This is a genomic window from Cryobacterium sp. MLB-32, from assembly GCF_000738085.1.
Taxonomy (GTDB): domain Bacteria; phylum Actinomycetota; class Actinomycetes; order Actinomycetales; family Microbacteriaceae; genus Cryobacterium.
In genome coordinates this window covers 1-1,086 of the sequence record NZ_JPRS01000389.1, presented here as the reverse complement: position 1 = coordinate 1,086, position 1,086 = coordinate 1, and the positions used below count along the sequence as shown (strand labels likewise).

The following is a 1,086-nucleotide window of genomic DNA, read 5'->3' as shown; positions in this document are numbered from 1 at the left end:
AACATCATGGAGTTCTGCAAGGCATACAACGCTGCGACAGAAGCCCAGCGCGGAAACGTCATCCCGGTTGAGATCACCGTGTACGACGACCGTTCATTCACCTTCATCTTGAAGACCCCGCCCGCAGCGGAGCTCATCAAGAAGGCCGCAAACCTTGCAAAGGGCAGCGGAACCCCCCACACCATCAAGGTTGCCAAGCTCACGCAGGCACAGATCCGCGAAATCGCCGAAGTCAAGATGGCTGACCTCAACGCCAACGACCTCGACGCTGCCTCGAAGATCATCGCCGGCACCGCCCGCTCCATGGGCGTCACGGTCGAGGGCTAACCCTCACCCGCTTTCGCAACCCCCAGCATGACGTGGAAGAGCCAGCCAGGCTCGCACCACACTCTCGATATTTGTACACAGGAGATTTCACATGGCAACAAAGTCAAAGGCCTACCGCGCCTCGGCCGAGAAAATCGGCGCCGACACGTTCTACACCCCGGCCGCAGCCGTCGCTCTCGCCAAGGAGACCGGCTCGTCCAAGTTCAACTCCACCGTTGAGGTCGCCCTTCGCCTCGGAGTCGACCCGCGCAAGGCAGACCAGATGGTTCGCGGTACCGTGATTCTTCCTCACGGCACCGGACGCACCGCCCGCGTCATCGTCTTCGCAACCGGCCCGGCCGCCGAGGCAGCTATCGCTGCCGGCGCCGACGAGGTTGGTGGCGACGAGCTCATTGAGAAGGTTGCCGCCGGTTACACCTCCTTCGACTCCGCGGTTTCGACCCCGGAGCTCATGGGTAAGGTCGGACGCCTCGGAAAGGTACTGGGCCCGCGTGGCCTCATGCCGAACCCGAAGACCGGCACCGTGACGCCCGACGTCGCGAAGGCCGTTTCCGACATCAAGGGTGGAAAGATCGAATTCCGCGTTGACAAGCACGCCAACGTGCACTTCGTCGTGGGCAAGGCATCCTTCACCGTTGAGCAGCTCAACGAGAACATCGACGCTGCCCTCGAAGAGGTTGTTCGCCTCAAGCCCAGCTCTTCCAAGGGCCGCTACATCACGAAGGGTGTCGTCTCGACCACCTTCGGACCTGGCATCCA

2 protein-coding genes are annotated in these 1,086 nt (G+C 62.0%); both read left to right on the top strand.

Annotation, left to right across the window (positions count from 1 at the left end):
- Positions 1–327, top strand: a 327-nt coding sequence (gene rplK, locus JF66_RS18840) for a 50S ribosomal protein L11 (RefSeq protein ID WP_035880410.1), incomplete at its 5' end; no start/stop codon positions are given.
- A 91-nt stretch (positions 328–418) separates the two neighbouring features.
- Positions 419–1,086, top strand: a 668-nt coding sequence (gene rplA, locus JF66_RS18835; RefSeq protein ID WP_035880409.1) for a 50S ribosomal protein L1, incomplete at its 3' end; no start/stop codon positions are given.